Source organism: Streptomyces sp. NPDC045470, assembly GCF_040646595.1.
Lineage (GTDB): Bacteria > Actinomycetota > Actinomycetes > Streptomycetales > Streptomycetaceae > Streptomyces.
Genome location: NZ_JBEZAN010000005.1, coordinates 1 through 14680, shown reverse-complemented (window position 1 = coordinate 14680; position 14680 = coordinate 1). Strand labels below are relative to the sequence as shown.

Sequence of the window (14680 nt, the reverse complement as noted above, 5' to 3'; positions counted from 1 at the left end):
GAGCGGGCCGGTAACCGCGGCGGAACCCGCCCCTGGCCGGAAGGCGACGCGCCCATGACACCTGCCGAGACGGTACGTCTACTCTGCGGACCGTCCTGGTGGATCATCAGCGCGTGAAGGAACCCCCGCATGAACCCGAACCGCATACGCACCCTGTGCGCCGCTCTCGGCCTCGCCGCCGGTCTGCTGGCGGCGCCCGCCGCGAGCGCCGCGCCACAGCCGGACGACCGGGCCGCCACGACAACGGTCGCGGCGTCACGGCACCGGCCCGAGCCCTGCACGGGGACGTACCACGGCGACGCCCGGCTCGGGCCGAAGTGGCTGCCCGGCAAGCAGCAGGCTCCCGTGGGCCCGCTGCTCAAGGGCTACCGGAGGACCGGGAAGCTCCCGGCCCCGGCCTTCTTGAAGAAGTACTGGGAAGGGCCGGCGGACACGGGCGGCTGGAAGTACCCGCCCAACGACGGCTTCGGCGAGGTCGACGGCACGGTCGACAAGGAACCCGCGAAGCTGCGCCCGGGCCAGCGGCTGGACCGGTTCGGCTCCGAGTTCGGCGGTTTCCTGGCACCGGCGGGCGACGCGTACGCCGAGCGCTCCCTGCCGCCGCAGAACCTCAACACGCGCGAGCCCGCGGCGCCTTGCGACTACCACGTCTACAAGGTCGCGAAGCCGTTCTGGGTGTGGCAGGGCAGCATCGCTCCGTGGTTCGAGCAGCCCGGCGGCGGACAGCAGATCAAACTGGACGCGGTGTTCCTGGACCCCGGTCAGGGGCAGCGGCTGAACGTGAAGTGGCTCGTCGAGCACGGCTTCCTCACCCGGGCCGCCACCTGAACGCCAGGGCGGCAGGAACACCGTGGTGAAGTGCCCAGCATGACTGACTCCTTGGGCAAGGGCTCTCCCCCGGACCGGCAGGCGGTGCGCACCGCGCTGCGCGCGGCAGGGGTCGCCGACGGCCACTACCGCATCGAAGGCGTACACGAACCGGTGCCCACGCCCCCGGACTTCCTGTTCCTGCGCCAGGCACCGGACGGCGCGTGGGAGACCGGAGCGTACGAACGCGGAGCCCATCACGTCATCAGCCGCCACCCGACCGAAGCGGCGGCCTGCGCCGAATTGTTCCGTCTGCTCACCTGACCGCGCCACCGGTCGGGCGCCCGTCCTGCCCGTTTCGCCCGAGCCGGTGACCGCTTGCTGTCCGATCCGGAATCTGGACCTCTGCCATCTTGACTGGTACAGACCAAGCGAGTTGAGTACCAACCGACCTGTGATCGCGCTTGCGAATCAGAGCGCGGTCCGTGGTCCACGTCGTGCGCCGGACCGTCCGACGCCGACCGAACGCGGCCCTGCCGCACCGAGGAGTGATCACATGTTGCTCAAGCAGCGTATAGCCGCCGTGCTCTCCGCCGCCGCCTGTGCCGCGACTCTCACCGTCGCTGCGCCCACGGCCACCGCAGCCCCCTCCTCCGGCCCCGCGGCACCCGCCGCGAGCTGCAACTTCTCCATCTGGACCGCCGGCAAGGCGTACCGCACCGGAGACATCGTCAAGTACACGAACGGTCAGTACTACCGCGCCACCCACGACAACCCGGGCTACGACCCGGTCATCAGCACCTGGTTCTGGGAGCCGTACAACTGCGGTGGCGGCACCAACCCGTCCGGCTTCGTGGTGAGCGAGGCGCAGTTCAACCAGATGTTCCCGAACAGAAACCCGTTCTACACGTACAACGGTCTGAAGGCCGCCCTGAGCGCCTACCCCGGGTTCGCCAACACGGGCAGTGACACCATCAAGAAGCGCGAGGCCGCCGCCTTCCTCGCCAACGTCAGCCACGAGACGGGTGGCCTGGTCCACGTCGTGGAGCAGAACACCGCCAACTACCCGCACTACTGCGACCGCAACCAGCCCTACGGCTGTCCGGCAGGCCAGGCGGCCTACTACGGTCGCGGGCCGATCCAGCTCAGCTGGAACTTCAACTACAAGGCGGCGGGCGACGCGCTCGGCATCGACCTGCTGCGCAACCCGAACCTGGTCCAGACGGACTCGGCCGTCGCCTGGAAGACCGGCCTCTGGTACTGGAACACCCAGCGCGGCCCGGGCACGATGACGCCGCACGACGCGATCGTCAACGACCGCGGCTTCGGCGAGACGATCCGCAGCATCAACGGCAGCCTGGAGTGCAACGGCAACAACCCCGGCCAGGTCCAGAGCCGGGTCGACAGCTTCAAGAAGTTCACCCAGATCCTGGGCACGTCCACGGGCGGCAACCTGACCTGCTGACCTCCCGCCTCCGGCGGGCTGAGCGGCCGAGTCCGCACAAGGGAGCCGGCCCCGGATCGCGCACCTCGGCGGTGTGACGTCGATCCGGGGCCGGCCTCAGCAGCACCTGCCCGGCAACCGGGCGTCACGTTTCTAGCCGTCCCGGTCATCCACGTCCATCAAGGCGACCAGAGGGCTCAGGCGACCGAGCTCCGCCAGGAGATCGCCCATCACCGCCCGCGTCTCTTCGACGGCAAGGGCGCCTTCTCGGACCATTGCCTCGCCCTCTTCCCGGAGGCGCGCTTCGCGGACCGGGGACAGCGACTTGTCGGAGCCGGGCAGCAGCCCGCCGTACCAAGGCGTACCACGCCGTTCGGTCATGCTGCATTGTCCTCCCGGGGTACGGGAGATCGCCATGGTGGACCGTTGTCAGCCAAGGCGATGCAGTACGGCGCCGAGGTGGCGCGGCTCACGCGGGGCTGAGGCGCTTTCGGCCGGATTTCGTCCGGCGGGCAGCCCGGCCCGACCGTCCGCCGAACCGATCTTCACTCGCGGGAGTGGAGCTGTGCCCGGCTCCCGTCACCGGTTCCGCTGGCGCGGGACACTCGACGAGCCGGACCGCCGGGTCCGGAGGTCGGAGCGGGAGTTGGAGGCGGTGACGACGGAACGGAACAGCCAGGGCCGCGAGCTGCTCGGAGCGGACGTGCGCAACGAGGTGACAGCGCCGGTCGAGGGCCACGTCGTGCAGGCCGGGGTGGTGCACGGCGGGGTGCACCTGCACGCCGGGCGCGCGCGCCCGGTGGTGCCGCACCAGTTGCCCGCCGCGCCGCGGGTTTTCACCGGCCGGGCCGCGGAACTGGCCGCGCTCACGGCCGCGCTGGACGACGCGACGGAGGCCGGCGCCACGGTCACGATCTCGGCGCTCGGCGGCGCCGGGGGCATCGGGAAGACCTGGCTGGCGCTGCACTGGGCGCACCGGCACCTCGACCGGTTCCCCGACGGCCAGCTCTTCGTCGACCTGCGGGGGTTCACCCCCGTGGGCGAGCCGGTGTCGGCGACGGAGGCGGTACGCGGATTCCTCGGCGCCCTCGGCGTGGACCCGGCCGGAATACCGGCGGACCTCGACGCGCAGGTGGGGCTGTACCGGAGCCTGGTAGCCGGCCGGCGTCTGCTGATCGTGCTGGACAACGCCCGTGACACCCCGCACGTGGCCCCGCTGCTGCCGGGGGATTCGGCCTGTACGGTGCTCGTGACCAGCCGCCGTCAACTGGCCGGCCTGGTCACCACCCACGGCGCCCGTCCGCTGGACCTGGACGTGCTCCCCGCGGCCGAGGCCCGCCAGTTGCTGGTCGGTCACCTGGGCGCTGCGCGGGTCGCCGCGGAGCCGGAGGCGGTGGACGCGTTCCTGGAGTGCTGTGGCGGACTGCCGCTGGCGCTGAGCATCGTGGCCGCCCGCGCCACCGCCCACCCCGGCTTCCCCCTGCGTCTGCTCGCCGAGGAACTGCGCGACCACACCACCCGGCTCGACGAGCTGGACGCCGGTGAGATCCCGCTGAACCTGCGGGCGGCGTTCTCGTCCTCGTACGACGCGCTGACTGCCGAGGCGGCCGTCCTGCTCGGACTGGTGGGGCTGGCGCCGGGGCCGGACATCGGCCTGCCGGCCGCGGCCTCGCTCGCCGGGCTGCCCGTGGCCCGGACCCGCGCGCTGCTGCGGGAGCTGGAGACCGCGCACCTGGTGTCGCAGCCGTCCCCGGGCCGCTACCGGATGCACGACCTGATCCGCCTCTACGCGTCCGAACAGGCCCACGACCACCAGGCGGCGGGCAGCCGCGACGACGCGTTGCGGCGGCTGGTGGACTTCTACCTGCACACGGCCTACGCCGGTGACCAGGTGCTCGATCCGCACCGCGAGTCGGTGGCGCCGGCCCCGCCCCGGCCGGGCTGCCGCCCGCAACCGCTGCCGGACGAGACCAGGGCCCTGGAGTGGCTGGACGCCGAACACTCCTGCTTGATGGCCGCGCAGCGGCTGGCCGTCGAGCGGCGTTGGCACCGGGCCGTGTGGCAGTTGGCGCCGACGCTGCACACCTACCACTGGCGGCGCGGGCTGCTCGCCCATCAGGTCACCGTCGCGGGCGACGGGCTGGAGGCCGCGCGGCATCTGGGGGACGAGGCCGCCCAGGCTCCGGCGCACCGCCTGCTCGCCGAAGCGTGTGCCCTGATGGGCCGGCATGCCGAGGCGGTGGAGCGTCTTCACCGGACGCTCGCCCTCGCCGAACGTACCGACGACGTGCCGAGCCAGGCACACACCCACCGCGTCCTCGCGTGGGCCTGGGGGCAGCAGGGGGAGGCCCGGTCCGCGCTGGATCACGCCACGCGTTCCCTCGCGCTGTTCCAGGCGCTGGAGGACCAGGAGTGGGAGGCCCGCGGCTTCAACCAGTCGGCGTGGTACTCCGCGCAGTTGGGCCACTTCGAGCAGGCGCGGGCGTACTGCGAGAAGGGCCTGCTGCTGCACCGTGGCCACGGCAACCGCAACGGTGAGGCGCTGTCGCTGGGCATCTTCGCCTACCTGGGACTGTGCACGGGCCGGTATGCCGACGTCCTGGAGCACGGCCGGCAGGCCCTCCGTCTCCTGCGCGACATCGGCAACACCTACCACGAAGCCGTGTTGCTGCACGGCATCGGCCAGGCGCACGCCGCCCTGGGCCGGCCCGGCCAGGCCCGTGAGGCGTGGGAGCAGGCGCTGGAGCTGTACCGCAGTCAGCACCGGTCGGGCGAGGCCAGGCGCCTGCAAGGCCAGTTGTCCGAGCTGATCGAGCGGGAGCGGGAGGGCGAGCGGGAGCCGGGTGAGGCGCGTCCGCCGGACAACCCGCCGCGTCCTCCCGACGGCCTTCCGCACGCATAGGCCGGACGGCTCCTTCCGTGTGCCGGACAGCGGAAGAAGTGCGTGACCTGTGTGCTCGGCGACCCGCCGGCCCCTTCCCGGTCTGAGCACACGCCGCCGTACGGAAAGCGGCGAAGGGCATTCCGGCGGGCAGTGTCCTCGCGGTCCTCGCCCCCGACTTCGGGAAGCGGTATGTGAAGAGCATCTGCGACGACGCGTGGGCGGCCGGTCGCCGGCCGCGCCTCGTCGCCCCGGAATCGGAAACGGACCAGGCGCGCGCCTGAGAACAGGACAGTCAGTATGTTCACTTTCGACGTGGTGCCGGGTGACGCCGTACTCAACACGCTGCGGAGCCGGCGCGGTGACGTCCTCGACATCGTCGCCCGTACGTACCGCAGCCACGAGGCCGGCCAGACGGTCAACCCGGACAGTTGTTTCCTGCGGTTTCCCGAGAAGCCGGATTCCCGCATCATCGCGCTGCCCGCCTTCATCGGGGCGGATGTGGAGCTGGCCGGCCTCAAATGGATATCCAGCTTCCCGCGGAACACCGAGAACGGAGTTCCTCGTGCTTCGGCCGTACTCGTCCTCAACGACTACCGCACCGGCTACCCCGTCGCGGTCCTGGAGGCGGCGCACATCAGCGCGGCCAGGACCGCGGCCTCCGCTGCCGTGGCGGCGACAGCGCTGCGGCCGGGCGGGTACGGGGGCAGCCGGATCGCCGTGGTCGGCGGCGGTGTCATCGCCCGGAACATCTGCGACTACCTGCAGGCCGCGGGCTGCGCACCGGACGCCTACCTCGTCCACGACCTGCACGAACCGTCGGCGCAGGCACTCGCCGCGCATGTGCGCGACACCCAGCGGCGCCCCGCGGCCGTCACCGGCGACCTGGGGGCCGCGCTGGAGGCGGAGACGGTGGTGTTCGCGACGACCGCCCTGGAGCCGTACGTGCACCGGCCGTTCGGCGCCGGTCAGGTGGTGCTGAACATCTCGCTGCGCGACCTCGCACCCGAAGTGGTGCTGGGCGCGCAGAACGTCTTCGACGACGTCGAGCACTGCATGAAGGCCGACACCTCGCCCCACCTGGCCGAGCAGCTCACCGGCAACCGCGAGTTCGTGTCCGGGACACTGGCCGGGGTGCTGGACGAGGAGGTGCGGCTCACCGCGGACCGCCCGGTGATCTTCTCGCCGTTCGGCCTCGGCGCCCTGGACCTGGCCGTGGGCGCGTACGTCCTCCAGCAGGCACGCGCCGACGGTACGGCCGTCAGCGTGCCGGACTTCTTCGGGGAGACCCGCCGTTGGTGACCCCCGGGCGGCCTGCTCGGAGGTCGCGCACCGCGCCGGGGCGCTGTCTGCCGTGACCACACCGTACCGACGCCGGTGCACACCCGGCTGATATCGGCCACGGCACAGGCGCCGGCCGCGCACTTCGCCGATCATTCGCACGTCAGCCGGGTCGCGTACCCGGGGCCGCCGACCGATCCCGGCCACATGATCGCGACCCGGCAGTTGCACGGCGGCTTCGGTGGCATGCTGTCCCTGCACGTCAACGGAGACTGGCAGCGTTCCCTGCGCACGGCAGAGAACTGCGACCTCTTCACCCGGGTCACGTCCTTGGGCGGGGTGGAGAGCCCGGTGGAACACCGCTGCCCCTTCGAGGGGCCGGGCAGCACGTCCCCCAAGGACAAGATCCGCCTGTCCGTCGGTCCGGAGGATGTGACCGATCTCGTGGCCGACCTGGAACAGGCACTGGAACGCGCCGCAAAGGAAGACCGTTGAGTTCGGACACCACGAGCAACATCCAGCCGGCCGGCACCGCTCCCCCGCCGGAGCCGCCGGTCGGTCCCTCCGCGGAGGGCTCGCCGGCGGACGGCTCGCCGCAGCCACGGCGGGGCCTGTTCCGCGACGTCTCGCTGTCGGCCGTGCTGGCCGGCTTCGTGGCCGTCGTCGTGTCGTACTCCGGGCCACTGGTCATCGTGCTGGCGGCCGCCCACGCCGGGCATCTGGACCAGGGACAGACCAGTTCCTGGGTGTGGGCCATATCCATCGGCAGCGGCGTCACCTGCATCGCGCTCAGCCTGCGCACCCGGATGCCGGTCATCACGGCCTTCTCGACCCCGGGTGCGGCGCTCCTGGTCACCAGCCTGGGCGCGTACTCGTACGCCGAAGCCGTCGGTGCCTTCCTCGTCACCGGGGTCGTCATCACGCTCGTCGGGCTGACCGGGGTGTTCGGGCGGCTGATGCGGCAGATTCCGACGGCCGTGGTGTCGGCGATGCTCGCGGGCATCCTGTTCTCCTTCGGCACCGGGGTGTTCACGTCGCTGAAGACCGCACCGTGGATCGCCGGCGCGGTCCTGGTGGCGTACCTGCTGGGCAAGCGCTTCGTCGCGCGGTACGCGGTACTGCTGGCGCTGGCCGCCGGTGTGCTGTTCAGCGCGGTCACCTCGCGGCTGGACATCCACATCGACCATGTCGGGCCGGCCCAACCGGTGTTCACCGCGCCGTCGTTCTCGGCCGGCTCGCTCATCGGCATCGCCGTACCGCTGATCCTGGCCACCCTGGCGTCGCAGAACGCGCCCGGCATGGCCGTGCTCAGCGCGTCCGGCTACCGGCCCGACGACCGGCTGCTCATCGGCTCGACCGGGCTGGCGTCCACGGCCCTGGCGCCGTTCGGGTCGCACGCGATCAACCTCGCCGCGATCACCGCGGCGATCTGCACCGGCCCCGAGGCGCACCGCGACCCGCGCCGCCGGTACGTGGCCGGTGTCTCCTGCGGTTTCTTCTACCTCCTGATCGGCGCGTTCGGGTCGACGCTCGTCGTGCTGTTCGCCGGGCTGCCCAAGGAGCTGGTCGCCGCGGTGGCCGGTGTCGCGCTCTTCGGCGCCCTGGCCGGCGGACTGACCGCCGCGGTCAAGGAGGAGAAGGACCGCGAGGCGGCCCTGATCACGTTCCTCGCCACCGCGTCCGGGGTGACCGTCGCGGGCATCGGTTCGGCCTTCTGGGGGCTGGTGTTCGGCGTCGTGGCGCACCTGATTCTCACGCGGCTGCGTTCCCGGGAGGGCGCGGCGGCCTGATCTCCGGGGGGGCGGTGCGCGGGCCGGATGACGGGCGGCTCGCGTACCGCCGTCGGAGGCCGCTCCCCGCCCCGCGGCGCTTCGGCCGGAACCAGGGCGCGCCCTCTGGCCCTACGGGTGCCGCGATCTCATGATGGGCCCATGGCAGACGACAGCGGGCCCGAGGAAGACGACAGCGGTCCCAGGGCGGACAACGGCGGGCCCCAGGGAGACCGGAGCGGGCCCAATCGAGACCGGAGCGGGCCGCGGAGAGACCGGAGCGGGCCCGAGGAAGACGACGGCGGGCCTCAGGGAGACAGCACCTACGGCACGCTCCTCCGGGACGCCCGGCGGCTGCTGCCGCGGATCACCGCCGTACGCCGCGAGATCCACCGCGCACCGGAACTGGGGGCCACGCTGCCCCGCACCCAGCGGACCGTGCTGCGCGAACTGTCCGGCCTGCCGCTGACCGTCACCACGGGCGACCGGCTCACCTCCGTCACCGCCACACTGACCGGCGCCCGGCCGGGGCGGACGATCCTGCTCCGCGCCGACATGGACGCCCTGCCGCAGACCGAGGAGACCGGGCTCGACTTCGCCTCCCTGACGCCGGGCGTCATGCACGCCTGCGGGCACGACACGCACACCGCGATGCTGCTCGGCGCCGCCCGCCTGCTCGCCACCCGCAGGGAACGGCTGGCGGGCCGGGTGGTGTTCATGTTCCAGCCCGCGGAGGAGGTCTGCGGGGGCGCGCAGCCGATGATCGAGGAAGGCGTGCTGGAGACGCCGGACGGCGGGACGGTGGACGCGGCGTTCGCCCTGCACATCACCACCCGGCACCCGTCCGGCACCGTCCACCTGCGGCCCGGACCGCAGTCCGCCGCCGCCGACATGCTGACCATCACCGTCCACGGCCGGGGCGCGCACGCCGCCGCGCCGCAGCGGGGCCTCGATCCTGTGCCGGTGGCCTGCGAGATCGTCCAGGCGTTGCAGACGATGGTGACCCGTACGGTCAATGTCTTCGAACCGGCGGTCCTCACGGTCACCCGCGTCACCGCCGGTACGGCGTCCAACATCATTCCCGACACGGCGGAGATCGCCGGCACCTTCCGCACCCTGTCCGACGCCACCCGCAAGAAGGTCCGCGACGGCATCGTCCGGGTGGCCGACGGCGTGGCTGCGGCGCACGGTCTGACCGCCGACGTGGAGCTGCCGGACGTCACGCCGGTGGTGGTCAACGACCCCGGCTTCACCGACCTGGTCACCCGTGCGGCGACGGAACTCCTCGGTCCCGGGCGGGTCCGGCTGCTACCCCACCCGATCATGGCCGCCGAGGACTTCGCCTTCGTCCTGGAACGGGTGCCCGGAGCCATGGCGTTCCTCGGCGCCTGCCCGCCGGGACAGACCGCGGGCCAGGCACCCGACAACCATTCCCGCCGCGTCGTGCACGACGAAAAGGCCCTCGCCGTCGGCGCCGCCGTGCACGGCGCGGTAGCTCTGTCCTACCTGTCGGCGTAGGCGGCGTACGACTGCGCACGGCGGTGTACGGCTGCCGGTGCGCGGCCCGACCTCCCCCTATCGGCCGAGCACCTGCTTCGCGTACGCCGCGACGCGCGCCCGCATCCGTTCGGCCGTCATGCCTTCCGTGCCGGCCAGGTGCTCGACGAGGTCGGCGCGGGTGGCGGCCAGCAGGGCGTGCGCGGTGAAGCTGCTGTCGACGCCCGGCAGACCGTCCAGTGTCCGCCGGAGGGTGGCGTGCCACCACTGGTAGTGCTCTGCCTGGTACGGGCTGCCGCTGCCTGCTTCCTCCAGCGCGAGGGCCAGGTGCCGATTGGCCAGCTTGAAGCCGAGGACGGCGTCGAGCAGGGCCGGTACCCGTTCGTGCGGCGGCGTGGCGGGGCCGAGCGGTGCCGGCCCGCTCTCGACGGCCTGGCGCAGCGGTTCGATCCGTGCCTCGACGAGCGCGCGGATCAGGCCGGTGCGGTCGCCGAACCGGCGGAAGAGGGTGCCCTTGCCGACCCCGGCGGCGGCCGCGACATCGTCCATGGACACGCCGCGCGGACTGTCGCTGCGGGCGAAGAGGGCGTCGGCGGCGGCGAGCACGGCCTCCCGGTTGCGTGCGGCGTCCACGCGCTCCTTGCGTACGGTCACGGCCTCTCCTTCGGTCGTTACGGCACCCGTTTACAAAGCGGACTGCCGGTCCGTATTGTTGTCCCGTCCAGCTAACCGGACCCGTGGTCCACATCGTAGGAGGAAGGGGCCGTCCATGCCCGGTTCCGTAACCCGGTCCCACGCCAGCGTCCTGGTCACCGGGGCCACCGGCACCACCGGCAGCCGCCTCGTGGCCCGGCTGACCGCGCTCGGCTGCGAGGTCCGGGCCGCGAGCCGCCGCGCGACACCGATGGACGGCGCCCGGCCCGTCCGATTCGACTGGTACGACCCGGCCACGCACGCCGAAGCCCTGCGCGGCGCGGACGGGCTCCACCTCGTGCCTCCCGTCGGGGACCGCGACCCGGCCGCCGTCGTGCTGCCCTTCCTCGACCGGGCCCGCGCGGCCGGGGTCCGGCGCGTGGTGCTGCTCAGCTCCTCGGCCATCGACCGGGGCGGCCCTGCCGTCGGCCGGGTGCACGACGCGCTGCCCGGCCTGTTCGACGAGTGGGCCGTCCTGCGGCCGTCATGGTTCATGCAGAACTTCGGCGGCGACCATGTACACGCGCGGAGCATCCGCGAGGACGGGGTCATCGCGACCGCGACCGGCGACGGCCGCGTCGGGTTCGTCGACGCGGCCGACATAGCGGCGGTCGCCGCCCATGCCCTCACCGACCGGAGCGCTCCCTGCACCGACCTGGTCATCACCGGCCCGGAGGCGCTGAGTTACGACACGGTCGCCGCCGTTCTCACGCGCGTGACGGGGCGGACGGTGATCCACCGGCGGCTCGGCCACGAGCAGTTCCACGACCGACTGACCGCCGCCGGCGTCCCTGGGGAATTCGCCACGCTGCTGGCCGACTTGGACCGGTCCGTCGCCGAAGGCTCGGAGGACCGCACCACCGACACCGTCGAGCGCGTCACCGGCCGTCCCCCGCGCAGCTTCCTCACGTACGCGCAGGAGGAGCTGGCACAGGCCGGTGCGGTGGACGGAGCGCCTGCTCGCGCGCGGCACCACGGGCCTGGAACCGGTACATGCGGTACGCCTCGGCGTCGGTGAGGACCCGCGCGACGCTCAGGTCGTCGTCGCCCGGCAGACTCCCCCGCGGCATGGGTGACCAGGGCTGCCGCCTCCGGAACGCCGAATCCCGGGGGTGCGGCGGCGGTGTGGCCGCCGGTACGGCCGCCGGGCGGGCCGCCGCGGTTCGGCACCCGCGAAGCACGTGTCAGCGGTCAGGGCGGAGTACGCGGGCTCCCCCGGAACGCAGCTCGCCACCAACCGTTCTGCGAAGTCACGGGCGGTCGGTGCGGGCGGGACCCCGCCAGCGGCCGATACCGGCTTTCCGACCATGAGGTCCCCCAGGGCCCGGACGGGCGAACCGAGATTCGAGACCAGGCACCCCGCACCGGGCGGCCAAGACGAGCGGCGAACTACCGCCCCGCCGGCCGGCCCGCCCTGTCGCTGCCCGTGTCGCCGCCGTCGCCCGCTCCTATCTCGGCGCCGGTCGCTTCGAGCGCCGTGGTGACCGGCTGGAAGAAGGTCTCGCCGCCCCGTGTGCAGTCGCCGCTGCCGCCGGAGGTCAGCCCCACGGCCGCGTCGCCGGAGAACATCGGCCCGCCGCTGTCCCCGGGTTCGGCGCACACGTCCGTCTGTATCAGCCCGTTGACGATGTCGCCGTTGCCGTAGTTCACCGTGGCGTCCAGGCCGGTGACGGTCCCGTCCGACAGCCCCGTCGTACTGCCGGAGCGCTGTACGCGCATCCCCACGGCGGCTTCCGCCGCCCGGGACATCTGCCGGGTGCCGCCGTTCTGCAGGTCCACCGCGCTGTCCGGCCTGGCGGCCGGGTCGTCGTAGGTCACCAGGGCGAAGTCGCTCTCGGGGAACCGGGCGTCGGCCACCGTACCCAGCGGCTGCGCTCCCGCCTGGTCGGCCGTCCAGGTCGCGCTGCCCTTGCCGCAGTGCCCCGCGGTCAGGAAGGCCGGAGCGCCTTGAACGGTGACGTTGAATCCCAGCGAACAGCGCGCGTTGCCACCGAAGATGGCGCTCCCTCCCACGGGCAGGGCTCCCGTACTCCCCTCGCCTTGTCCGGCCGAGTCGCCACCGGAGCCGCCGGAGCCTGCCGAACCGTCTGAGCCGTCCGAGCCACCGGGACTGTCCGGTCCGCCGGAGCGGCCCGAGTCGTCGCCCGATTCGCCGGAGCCGTCCGAGCCACCGGTGCTCGTCGCCGCCTCCGAGCCGCTGCCCCCGCCGTGATACCGCCGGAACTCCCCCGCCGACCGTTTGATCCTCGCCATGCCACCGCCGCCCGCCTTTTCGACGGCTTCGGTGAGAGCGGCGAGTTCCGCACCGGTGACCGTACGGTCGGCGACGACCGAGACCTGGTTGGTCCTGGGATCGATGGACCACGCGGTCCCGGGGATGGCCACCGTGGCGCGCAAGGCGCGCGTGGCCGCCTGAAGTTCGCTCGTGCTGTTGCGCACGACGCGTGCCACGGCGCCCTCCGCTTCGACCTTTCCGGCGTCGTCCGCCGACAGGACGTTCATCACGAGCCGCCCCTTCCCGGCATCGAGATACCAGCCCGCCGTCCGGTCGGCGCCGAGTTCCGCCTTCAGGGACGAGGCGGCCCGCGCGGCCGACTCGGCGGAGAAGGTCCGCGGCGGCGCTGGCCGTTCCGCGCTCGCGTTGGCCTGCGGCAGCACGATCGCCGCCGCGACGAGGGCTGTTGCCGCGCCGCCGACGAGGACGCCGGTCCGCTTGTTCACATGCCGATGGCTCTCGCTCACGTATCGGTGGCTCACTTCTCTGACCTCCAGCTGGGCCACAGGGGGAGCACACGGGGACGTACGCCGTGGTGGCGCAGGGGCCCCCGTGCACGGTGGGCACACAGTTCTACGGAGGACACAGAGGTACCGACTCAGCGCTCCTCGCAACGCGATGAATTCCGCCCGCCCGGCGCGCCGCCCCCTTACACTGCCCCGCTCGCGCGCCGTACCGCGACCGGGCCGGGTTCAGAGATTGTCGCCCCAGCCGCCCTGGATCATGGTCTGGAACGCCCACGTCCCGTCCCGCCGGATCAGGATGTCGGCGTACCGCAGCTGCCGGCTCCGGCCCTCCTGGGTCATGGTCGAGTCCGTGAAGACCACGGCCATCGAGGGCGAGAGGAAGACCGGCGTCCGGGTGGAGTCGAAGGTGATGTCCTCGTCCCCCTCGCCCATCACCTGGGTCATCGTCGCGACGAACTGCTCCCGGTCCCACTGTGCCGAACGGCCCTCGCCGGCCGAGTCGTCGCTCACCAGGTTGAGCGGGAACACCGCCATGCCGGCCATGGCCTCGATGTCGCGCTCGGCGCTCCGCGCGTCGTACTTCGCGAACCAGGCGTCCAGGCTCGCACGGTCCTCGTCGGTCGGTACGTAGCCGGTGTCGGGCAGAAAGGTCACGCGCAGTTCCCCTCGGTCGATCTCGGACGCGCACCCACCGCACGGGGCCACGCAGAAGGAAAGTACGCCTGACGGGCCAGCTAGTCAACCTTGATTAGTGCGGGGTGAAGGAGAGCAGCGCCGTCATTGAGCCGTTGGCCACCGCTCCCGCACCCGTCGAACTCACGCGATCCGTCTCAGCACTCGAACCGGTGGTTTCCGATCCCCGTACGAGTGAGACGGCCTGACGGTCCCGGGTGGCCGAAGCGACGCTCTCCTCGTGCCGAGGCGACCCTCGCCCGGCACCGGAAGCTCGGCATCCCCCTACCTCGACAAGGAGTCATGCACATGAGCCTTCGCCGTTCTCTGCTGGCGATTCTCGGCACCACGGCCCTCGCCCTCGGCATGTCCGTCGCGGGCGCTCCCGGCGCGTCCGCCAATCCCTGCGGCTTCTACGAGACTTCGAGGGACGCGTACTACAACCACTGCACGAGCGACGGCTCGCGCGTGATCATCGAAGTGGAGGTGTTCGGCCCCAACTACGAGCGCTGTGTGGGCCCCGGGGTCACCTGGCTCGGCTCCGCCGGCAAGATCGACGGCGCGCACTACGTGGGCCGCACCTGCTGATCCGTTCCCAGGGGCTACTCGCGCAGGCCGATGAGCCCCCTGGCAGCGTCCGCCGCACACAAGCCGGTGGACGCTGCCAGGGGGACGGTTCAGCCTCCGGGGTCCGACCTCCGGGGATCAGCCCTCGGAGGTCGGCCTCCGAAACGTTTCAGCATGGCAGGGACTTCACCGTTGGAGGAAGGTGAAGAGGTCCTCCCAGCGCTGGACGATCTCGTCGGTGGCGTAGCGCTGGATGTTGGTGCGGGCGGTTTCGCCCATGCGGTCGCGCAGGGTCTGGTCGCTGATGAGGGTGTCGAGGTGGCGGGC

At 72.3% G+C, this 14680-nt stretch carries 14 protein-coding genes; 10 read left to right on the top strand and 4 right to left on the bottom strand.

Annotation, left to right across the window (positions count from 1 at the left end):
* Positions 1-129 precede the first annotated feature (129 nt).
* The 3 genes from AB0A97_RS17455 to AB0A97_RS17445 all read left to right on the top strand — a co-directional run bounded on the left by AB0A97_RS17455 (position 130) and on the right by AB0A97_RS17445 (position 2272).
* Entirely contained in the window at positions 130-828 is a 699-nt protein-coding gene (locus AB0A97_RS17455) for a TNT domain-containing protein (protein ID WP_361150269.1), read from the top strand.
* A 39-nt stretch (positions 829-867) separates the two neighbouring features.
* Positions 868-1131: a hypothetical protein gene (locus AB0A97_RS17450; protein WP_361150266.1), complete on the top strand. Its 264-nt coding sequence runs from the start codon at positions 868-870 to the stop codon at positions 1129-1131.
* Positions 1132-1366: 235 nt separating this feature from the next.
* Positions 1367-2272, top strand: coding sequence for a glycoside hydrolase family 19 protein (locus AB0A97_RS17445; RefSeq protein ID WP_361151064.1), 906 nt, complete (start codon positions 1367-1369; stop codon positions 2270-2272).
* Between the two features lie 132 nt (positions 2273-2404).
* Here AB0A97_RS17445 and AB0A97_RS17440 read toward each other — a convergent pair whose 3' ends face one another.
* The gene (locus tag AB0A97_RS17440) at positions 2405-2632 is read right to left on the bottom strand and encodes a hypothetical protein (RefSeq protein ID WP_361150263.1); all 228 of its coding nucleotides are present in this window, start codon (positions 2630-2632) and stop codon (positions 2405-2407) included.
* A gap of 184 nt (positions 2633-2816) precedes the next feature.
* Here AB0A97_RS17440 and AB0A97_RS17435 point away from each other — a divergent pair, with 184 nt between their 5' ends.
* The 5 genes from AB0A97_RS17435 (at position 2817) to AB0A97_RS17415 (ending at position 9700) form a co-directional block, all read left to right on the top strand.
* A complete protein-coding gene (locus tag AB0A97_RS17435; protein WP_361150260.1) occupies positions 2817-5153 on the top strand; it encodes a tetratricopeptide repeat protein in 2337 nt (778 codons plus the stop codon).
* Positions 5154-5432: 279 nt separating this feature from the next.
* The gene (sbnB, locus tag AB0A97_RS17430) at positions 5433-6434 is read left to right on the top strand and encodes a 2,3-diaminopropionate biosynthesis protein SbnB (RefSeq protein WP_361150257.1); all 1002 of its coding nucleotides are present in this window, start codon (positions 5433-5435) and stop codon (positions 6432-6434) included.
* Positions 6435-6509: 75 nt separating this feature from the next.
* On the top strand, positions 6510-6908 hold the full coding sequence (locus AB0A97_RS17425; protein ID WP_361150255.1) for a PLP-dependent transferase: 399 nt from the start codon (positions 6510-6512) through the stop codon (positions 6906-6908).
* A 20-nt stretch (positions 6909-6928) separates the two neighbouring features.
* Entirely contained in the window at positions 6929-8203 is a 1275-nt protein-coding gene (locus AB0A97_RS17420) for a benzoate/H(+) symporter BenE family transporter (protein ID WP_361151062.1), read from the top strand.
* 141 nt (positions 8204-8344) lie between these two features.
* Entirely contained in the window at positions 8345-9700 is a 1356-nt protein-coding gene (locus tag AB0A97_RS17415; protein ID WP_361150252.1) for a M20 family metallopeptidase, read from the top strand.
* Between the two features lie 57 nt (positions 9701-9757).
* Here AB0A97_RS17415 and AB0A97_RS17410 read toward each other — a convergent pair whose 3' ends face one another.
* The gene (locus tag AB0A97_RS17410; RefSeq protein WP_361150250.1) at positions 9758-10333 is read right to left on the bottom strand and encodes a TetR/AcrR family transcriptional regulator; all 576 of its coding nucleotides are present in this window, start codon (positions 10331-10333) and stop codon (positions 9758-9760) included.
* A gap of 115 nt (positions 10334-10448) precedes the next feature.
* On the opposite strand from AB0A97_RS17410, the gene AB0A97_RS17405 reads away from it, so the two are divergent.
* On the top strand, positions 10449-11390 hold the full coding sequence (locus tag AB0A97_RS17405) for an NAD(P)H-binding protein (protein WP_361150247.1): 942 nt from the start codon (positions 10449-10451) through the stop codon (positions 11388-11390).
* 371 nt (positions 11391-11761) lie between these two features.
* On the opposite strand, the gene AB0A97_RS17400 is transcribed toward AB0A97_RS17405, so the two are convergent.
* On the bottom strand, positions 11762-13114 hold the full coding sequence (locus AB0A97_RS17400) for a S1 family peptidase (RefSeq protein ID WP_361150245.1): 1353 nt from the start codon (positions 13112-13114) through the stop codon (positions 11762-11764).
* Positions 13115-13339: 225 nt separating this feature from the next.
* A complete protein-coding gene (locus AB0A97_RS17395; RefSeq protein WP_361150242.1) occupies positions 13340-13768 on the bottom strand; it encodes a nuclear transport factor 2 family protein in 429 nt (142 codons plus the stop codon).
* 327 nt (positions 13769-14095) lie between these two features.
* Between AB0A97_RS17395 and AB0A97_RS17390 the strand changes: the two genes are divergently transcribed.
* Positions 14096-14374: a DUF6355 family natural product biosynthesis protein gene (locus AB0A97_RS17390; protein ID WP_361150240.1), complete on the top strand. Its 279-nt coding sequence runs from the start codon at positions 14096-14098 to the stop codon at positions 14372-14374.
* Positions 14375-14680: the final 306 nt, after the last annotated feature.

What these genes read in the sequence shown, in the direction of transcription:
- AB0A97_RS17440 (WP_361150263.1), bottom strand. Translation starts at nt 2,632, where the DNA reads ATGACCGAACGGCGTGGTACGCCTTGGTACGGCGGGCTGCTGCCCGGC.
- AB0A97_RS17450 (WP_361150266.1), top strand. Translation starts at nt 868, where the DNA reads ATGACTGACTCCTTGGGCAAGGGCTCTCCCCCGGACCGGCAGGCGGTG.
- sbnB (WP_361150257.1), top strand. Translation starts at nt 5,433, where the DNA reads ATGTTCACTTTCGACGTGGTGCCGGGTGACGCCGTACTCAACACGCTG.
- AB0A97_RS17415 (WP_361150252.1), top strand. Translation starts at nt 8,345, where the DNA reads ATGGCAGACGACAGCGGGCCCGAGGAAGACGACAGCGGTCCCAGGGCG.
- AB0A97_RS17455 (WP_361150269.1), top strand. Translation starts at nt 130, where the DNA reads ATGAACCCGAACCGCATACGCACCCTGTGCGCCGCTCTCGGCCTCGCC.
- AB0A97_RS17405 (WP_361150247.1), top strand. Translation starts at nt 10,449, where the DNA reads ATGCCCGGTTCCGTAACCCGGTCCCACGCCAGCGTCCTGGTCACCGGG.
- AB0A97_RS17390 (WP_361150240.1), top strand. Translation starts at nt 14,096, where the DNA reads ATGAGCCTTCGCCGTTCTCTGCTGGCGATTCTCGGCACCACGGCCCTC.